This is a genomic window from Enterobacter sp. SM3, from assembly GCF_009811935.2.
In the GTDB taxonomy this organism is placed as follows: domain Bacteria; phylum Pseudomonadota; class Gammaproteobacteria; order Enterobacterales; family Enterobacteriaceae; genus Enterobacter; species Enterobacter asburiae_D.
The window spans coordinates 4,863,748-4,870,618 of the sequence record NZ_CP099971.1; the positions used below are offsets into that span (position 1 = coordinate 4,863,748).

The 6,871-nt window shown below is 52.6% G+C and carries 7 protein-coding genes; all 7 read right to left on the reverse strand.

Annotation, left to right across the window (positions count from 1 at the left end; genetic code table 11):
* Positions 1 to 25: 25 nt before the first annotated feature.
* Complete coding sequence (locus GVO84_RS22800; protein WP_159515180.1) at positions 26 to 268, reverse strand: hypothetical protein; 243 nt, start codon at positions 266 to 268, stop codon at positions 26 to 28.
* The gene (locus GVO84_RS22805; RefSeq protein WP_159515181.1) at positions 243 to 2,282 is read right to left on the reverse strand and encodes a type VI secretion system Vgr family protein; all 2,040 of its coding nucleotides are present in this window, start codon (positions 2,280 to 2,282) and stop codon (positions 243 to 245) included. The genes GVO84_RS22800 and GVO84_RS22805 overlap by 26 nt, the downstream gene beginning before the upstream one ends.
* 204 nt (positions 2,283 to 2,486) lie before the next feature.
* The gene (gene mnmE / locus GVO84_RS22810; RefSeq protein WP_159515182.1) at positions 2,487 to 3,851 is read right to left on the reverse strand and encodes a tRNA uridine-5-carboxymethylaminomethyl(34) synthesis GTPase MnmE; all 1,365 of its coding nucleotides are present in this window, start codon (positions 3,849 to 3,851) and stop codon (positions 2,487 to 2,489) included.
* A gap of 72 nt (positions 3,852 to 3,923) precedes the next feature.
* Entirely contained in the window at positions 3,924 to 5,567 is a 1,644-nt protein-coding gene (gene yidC, locus GVO84_RS22815; protein ID WP_159515183.1) for a membrane protein insertase YidC, read from the reverse strand.
* 2 nt (positions 5,568 to 5,569) lie between these two features.
* On the reverse strand, positions 5,570 to 5,827 hold the full coding sequence (gene yidD / locus GVO84_RS22820; protein ID WP_001307474.1) for a membrane protein insertion efficiency factor YidD: 258 nt from the start codon (positions 5,825 to 5,827) through the stop codon (positions 5,570 to 5,572).
* Entirely contained in the window at positions 5,791 to 6,150 is a 360-nt protein-coding gene (gene rnpA / locus GVO84_RS22825; RefSeq protein ID WP_032640303.1) for a ribonuclease P protein component, read from the reverse strand. The genes yidD and rnpA overlap by 37 nt, the downstream gene beginning before the upstream one ends.
* 16 nt (positions 6,151 to 6,166) lie before the next feature.
* On the reverse strand, positions 6,167 to 6,307 hold the full coding sequence (gene rpmH, locus GVO84_RS22830) for a 50S ribosomal protein L34 (protein ID WP_000831330.1): 141 nt from the start codon (positions 6,305 to 6,307) through the stop codon (positions 6,167 to 6,169).
* Between the last annotated feature and the right edge of the window lie 564 nt (positions 6,308 to 6,871).

The following is a 6,871-nucleotide window of genomic DNA, read 5'->3' on the forward strand; positions in this document are numbered from 1 at the left end:
TAATGTACATAATCTTGCACCATTGTTATAAAACTGTTTCACTAAAAAATGCACCAGAACCTCTTCGTCCTTCCAAATAACTCCCACCGGGATCAAATAAATACGCCTTTACCTGATCTTTTTCTGATATTGAAACATGTAGATCTGAATGATCTCCAAAAGTCACTGCTCCAAAAAGTTGAGAGTTATAAGCAATGATTAGCGTAATAATTGAGTCTTTTTCATCGCTTTTTTTGACTAGATTAAGCGTGCTGAGCAACCTCATCATGAGGTGAACTTTCACTAATATCGCAAAGACCATCCTTGCATTTTTCACACTCTTCACAGTACGGTGCCTCAGCCTGGAATGTTTCCAGTTGGGCGGGAGACAGTGCTGGAGATTGCGGGATCTGCAGCGGTACCCCAGGACGTAATAACCGCAGCGCAGAGCCATTGCCAGCAACTCCACCATTGATTCGTACCGGCCCTGTCATACATATACCGGAAGGATTGATGGTCAGGAACATGCCGCCTGCTTTCAGTGTGAGTTCCATACCGGCTTCAATCACCACCTTGCTTCCCGCTTTATAGTGGATCTCTTGTCCTGCCTCACTGATAAGTGACTTCGCGACTTTCTGGTTCAGACTACGCCCCATTTCCTGGGACACTTCACCTTCCACCTTGCTACGCCATTCCCCTGATATGCTCTCGTGACGATCGCGTGTCAGTTCGGTGATCTGGTCTCGTTCAATTTTGATGTGCTGATCGCGTACGATATGCCACTGTGCGTCGTTTTCTACGCGGCCCATCAGGTCTTTTTGAGCTCTCATGAAAAGCTGCTCCTGACCAGCGTTATCTTCAAATGAAATCTCGTTATAGCCGTCCCCCTTATGGGTTTTACTGCGAATCACCATTTTCGTTTTGTTAGTAGGCAGTTCGTAGGGAGGACGGTTAATACCGTTATAGGTGAAACCCGTGATGATAGGACGATCAATATCTCCGTTGAGGTAAGAGACAATCACCTCCTGTCCAATGCGGGGAATTGCCATCATACCGAATCCGCTTCCGTTCCAGCCCTGCGCTACGCGGATCCAACAAGAGGCATTTTCATCGGCTGGATTATAGCGGTCCCAGTGAAAGTGAACCCGGACGCAGCCGTCCTCATTAACGTAAATCTCTTCGCCTTCTGGACCGACAACCGTCGCCACTTCGTCACCATCCGCCAACGGTTTGTAACGATAAGGCGGACGCCATTGGGTATTACCTGGGATAAACGTGAAATCGCAAATGAGTGTGGTGCCGCCGCCGCTTCCCTCTTCCTCTGCAGCCTCTGGCATTTTTCCCTGCATCTGTGTTGTAATTACTTGCCAATCGCCATTCATGGCGTCTGCTGGGTGATCTTCCAGTGTAAAAATGGCTCCGGGCATTAACAGAGCGCAGTTGGTGCGACCACAGCCTGTACGCATTCCGGCCTCAAAACGATCCATTCGATACTGAACCGTAGAACGACCTTCGCCATCCTCCTGAAAGCGACCATAGCTTTCAAAAGCTGAGTACATTGTGCCGCTACCGGTCTTAGCTGCGGATGCGCGGCTGGCGCGCATAGGATTCGCTGGATTGTGGTAGTTTCTGTCTTTATGGATAGTTTCCAGCGGCTGCATTGCGGCGCCTGCCCGCCAATGGGAAACAATGTTGTCACGTAGTGACGATGCCGGATGTGGGTTATAGGCCAGTGTTGCAACATTATGCATTGCCAGACGGCAGTCGCTATAGCAGAGGCCTTCCTGATCGAACCAGTAGGTAATACCTTCCTGGGAAGCCAGTCGGTTGAAAAATTCCCATGAAGATTCACGTTTTTGGGTAACGTATTCATGAACCGGATGACTTTCTTTCATCATCAGATTGCGACCCTGAACGCAGAAAGGCTGAATTAACTCATCAAGCAATTGCGGGACCGACTTTTTATGAAAAATACGGCTGTCCTGGTTTAGGCTCAGGACCCAAAGTGCTGGTCTCACGGTGAGGTAATAATATGTTCGGTGGAAACCCGTATCCCCTTGTTCGAAAGCGCTAACAACACCATTAATTATTCTCTGATCGACGCCATCGACCGTAATGGTAAACGAAACCGGCTGGAGTAAATACTCGTGAACGTTGATGTCGTCACGTGTGCTGGCTAATGTGACTGAAAGGGTAAAGAGTTCGGAGAGCCCTTCTGTCATTGAAAAATCGGTAACTGCCAGGGTGTCATCTGAAAGGTTACCAACCTGACAAGTGAAATAAAGGCCTGTGGATTTAAACATAATAAGCCCTTGTTTATAATTCACTGCATGAATAAATATATGGTGCGGAAATTATAATATACCTACTCGCGCTATTAATTAATAGCATGTTTGTGGGCTTTTTTATTTAATATTTGGTGGGTGTATTAATTAACTTAATAAGGCTAATTCGATGAATGAATTTTTAAAAACCACGCGTATAAGTTAAATACGCGTGGTTTCCAATTATTTACCAATACAGAAGCTCGAGAAGATCCTTCCCAGCAGATCGTCCGACGTAAACTCGCCGGTGATCTCGCTCAGATTCTGCTGCGCCAGACGCAGCTCTTCCGCCAGCAGCTCGCCCGCCCACGCGCCGATCAGCTGCGCTTTCCCCTGAACAAGGTGGTTCGCCGCCTCTTCCAGCGCCTGCAGGTGACGACGACGCGCCAGGAAGCCGCCTTCCATGCTGGTGTCAAAGCCCATGCTCTGCTTGAGATGGTTACGCAGGTCGTCAACGCCTTCACCGGTACGCGCTGAAAGGCGAATCAGTGAGTGACCGTTCACATTGCTGATGCCCAGCGTTTCGCCGGTGACGTCCGCTTTGTTGCGCACCACGGTGATTGGCAGCTTAGCCGGAAGACGGGCGATGAAGTCAGGCCAGATCTCCGCCGGGTCAACGGCGTCGGTCGTGGTGCCGTCCACCATAAACAGCACGCGGTCGGCCTGCTCGATCTCCTGCCAGGCGCGTTCGATACCGATGCGTTCCACTTCGTCGCTGGCATCGCGCAGACCCGCGGTGTCGATAATATGCAGCGGCATCCCGTCGATGTGGATATGCTCGCGCAGCACGTCGCGGGTGGTGCCGGCGATATCCGTCACGATCGCCGCTTCACGGCCCGCCAGGGCGTTCAGCAGGCTCGATTTCCCGGCGTTAGGGCGTCCGGCAATCACCACCTTCATCCCTTCACGCAGCAGGCTGCCCTGACGCGCTTCGGCGCGCACGGCGTCGAGATCGTTCATCACCTGGTTGAGCTGCGCTTCGATTTTACCGTCAGAGAGGAAGTCGATCTCCTCATCCGGGAAGTCGATAGCCGCTTCCACGTAGATCCGCAGGTGAGTAAGTGCTTCCACAAGGTGATTTACGCGGGCGGAGAATGCCCCCTGCAGCGAGTTAAGCGCGGAGCGTGCCGCCTGTTCAGAACTGGCGTCGATCAGGTCTGCAATCGCTTCGGCCTGCGCCAGGTCGAGCTTGTCGTTGAGGAAAGCACGCTCGGAGAACTCGCCCGGTTTCGCAATGCGCAGGCCAGGCAGGGTCAGAATACGTTTTAACAGCAGGTCGAGGATAACCGGGCCGCCGTGGCCCTGCAGCTCCAGCACGTCTTCGCCGGTAAAGGAGTTCGGGCCGGGGAACCACAGCGCAATGCCCTGGTCCAGCGGGGTGCCGTCGGTGTCCTTAAACGGCAGGTAATCAGCGTAGCGCGGCTTTGGCAGTTTACCCAGCACCGCTTCGGCCACCTCACGTGCCTTCAGGCCGGAGATACGCAGAATGCCTACACCACCGCGTCCCGGTGGGGTTGCCTGGGCGACGATAGTGTCGTTATGGCTCATGGTTGGTCTCGTTCAATACAAATAAAAAAGGCGGTCAATCGACCGCCCTTATTTTAGCGTTAACTTAACGGATCAGGACTTTTTCTTTTCGCGGCTATGCAGGCCACGTTTTTCCAGACCACGGTAAATCAGCTGCTGCTGGATGATGGTCACCAGGTTGCTGACGATATAGTACAGCACCAGACCTGACGGGAACCACAGGAAGAACACGGTGAAGATGACCGGCATAAAGGTCATGATCTTCTGCTGCATCGGGTCGGTCACGGTGGTCGGCGACATCTTCTGGATGAAGAACATCGTCACGCCCATCAGGATCGGCAGGATGTAGTACGGGTCCTGTGCGGACAGGTCATGGATCCACAGGGCGAACGGCGCGTGGCGCAGCTCAACGGAACCCATCAGCATGTAGTACAGCGCAAGGAAGATTGGCATCTGAATCAGCAGCGGGAAGCAACCACCCAGTGGGTTTACTTTCTCTGCTTTATACAGGGCCATCATTTCCTGGCTCTGACGCTGTTTGTCATCGCCCAGACGCTCACGCATCGCCGCAATCTTCGGCTGCAGCATACGCATCTTCGCCATGGAGGTGTACTGCGCTTTAGTCAGCGGGTACATGATGCCACGAACGATGAAGGTGATAACGATGATGGAGAAGCCCCAGTTACCCAGGAAGCTGTGGATGAACTTCAGCAGCTTAAACAGCGGCTGAGAGATGAACCACAACCAACCGTAATCGACGGTCAGATCCAGGTGCGGCGCAACAGCGGCCATTTTGTCCTGAATTTCCGGGCCGACCCACAGGGTGCTTGCCATCTTACCGGTTTGACCCGGCTGAACCAGAACCGGCTGAGATTTGTAGCCGATGGCTGCAAGACCGTTACCCAGGTTCGCGGTATAGAAGTTGTTGGTACCGTCGTTATTTGGCACCCACGCAGTAGCGAAATACTGCTGCAGCATTGCCACCCAACCGCCTTTAGCGCTGACGTTCAGGTTTTCGTTATCGGCAATGGTGTCGAATTTGTATTTCTCATACTTCGCGTCTGGCGTGGAGTACGCCGCGCCACGGAAAGTATGCAGCGCAAAGTTGCTGCTTCCGGTGTCACGGTGAGACGGCAGATTGATGGACTGCTTCAGCTGGCCAAAGGTCGACAGTTCCAGCGGTTTCGCACTGGCGTTCTGTACGCTGTAGCCCACGTTCACCGCATATTCACCGCGTTTCAGAGTGAAGGTTTTGGTGAAGGTGTTGCCTGCGGCGTCGGTGTACGTCATCGGGATTGCGAGTTCGTTCTGGCCATCAGCCAGTACAAAAGTGTCGCTCTCGACGGTATACAGTGGACGCGCACCGTTAGCCGGGTTATCCGGGCCATCACGACCGGTCAGGCCGCTCTGCGCCTGGTAGATAAACTCAGGCGTGGTTTCCAGTAACTGGAACGGTTCGTTAGACTTCAGCTCTTTCGGGTAGGTCAACAGCAGCGCCTGCTCAACATCACCACCACGGGTGTTGATTGTCAGCTCAAGCACATCGGTCTTAACCGTAATCTGTTTCCCCTGGCCACTGGCCGGTACGCCCTGGTCGGCGGCGCTACCCGTTGCGGTGGTCGTAGTCTGCGTGGTCTGCTGCTGGGGTTGAGGATTTTTATCCTGCTCCCATGCCTGCCAGATCATGAAAGACACGAACAACAAAGCGATGATAAGAAGATTGCGTTGCGAATCCATCGTTAGTGTTCTCTGGTATCAAAGGGTCCTGGGGGGACGGGGTCGTCTCCACCGGGGTGTAAAGGGTGGCATTTTAATACGCGTTTCACCGTCAACCAACTGCCTTTTATCACTCCAAACCTGCGCAATGCCTCAATTCCGTAGCTTGAGCATGTTGGTGTGAAACGGCAGTGCGGCCCGAGTAGCGGACTAATCAGGCGTTGATAGACCCGGATGAGGGCTATCAGGACCCGTGAGCCAGGCGACAGTGGCGGCGCCATAATTTTTCCAACGCTTCCGAGAGAGCACGGTTATCGAGGTCGGCAACCCCTTTCTTCGCCACCACCACGAAATCCATTGAAGGCAGTTCGTGCTGACGTAAACGGAAGCTTTCACGCGTCAGACGTTTAATCCGATTGCGTTCATGCGCACGTTTAACATTTTTCTTGGCGACTGTGAGACCGATGCGGGGATGCCCCAGCGAATTTTGGCGGCCGAGGATGGTAATTTGCGGCGTGCCAGCCCGTAGTGGCTGCTGGAAGACGAAAGTGAAATGAGCGGGAGTTAACAAACGTAACTCCCTGGGAAATGCTAGCTTAACCACTCAGGGGTTAGCTTTATTACTTGGAAACGGTCAGACGAGCGCGGCCTTTAGCACGACGACGTGCCAGAACCTGACGACCATTTTTAGTAGCCATACGAGCACGGAAGCCGTGAGAACGGTTGCGCTTCAGTACAGACGGTTGAAAAGTGCGTTTCATGGCGATTTCTACCTAAACTTGAATAAATTCACTGACTTTTGCGTATACCCGAACGAGTTTCGAACGACTAACGCCTCAGCGTGGGTGATTAAAGAGGCCGGATTGTAATAATTGTACACTCCGGAGTCAATTCTCTTTCCTTATTTCCCGCGTATTTCCGCACGTTTTCGCGTGGAAAATGAGCAACGGACGACGCAGGAAGATGAGCATCACGCGCCGGGTCGAGGATTATACGGGCTCGACGATAAAGCGCAAGGATCGTCCCGGATCTTCGTTAGATCATTTAAGCAATAAATTGTCTGTGCTCATTAATTTTTCCAATATGCGGACTAAATCGCGGGGCACTCGCGCCAGGATCGTTTACACTTACCCGGTTTCGGATCTTCCTGTGGATAAATCGGGAAGAATCTGTGAGAAACAGAAGATCTCTGGCTCAGTTTAGGCTATGATCCGCGGTCCCGATCGGGATCCAGCGATCCTGGCCGGGTATAACCGCAGATAGCGGTTCGCACATCACCCTTTTGCACAGGGTCATGTCGATGTGCGCCAACAATCATGAATATT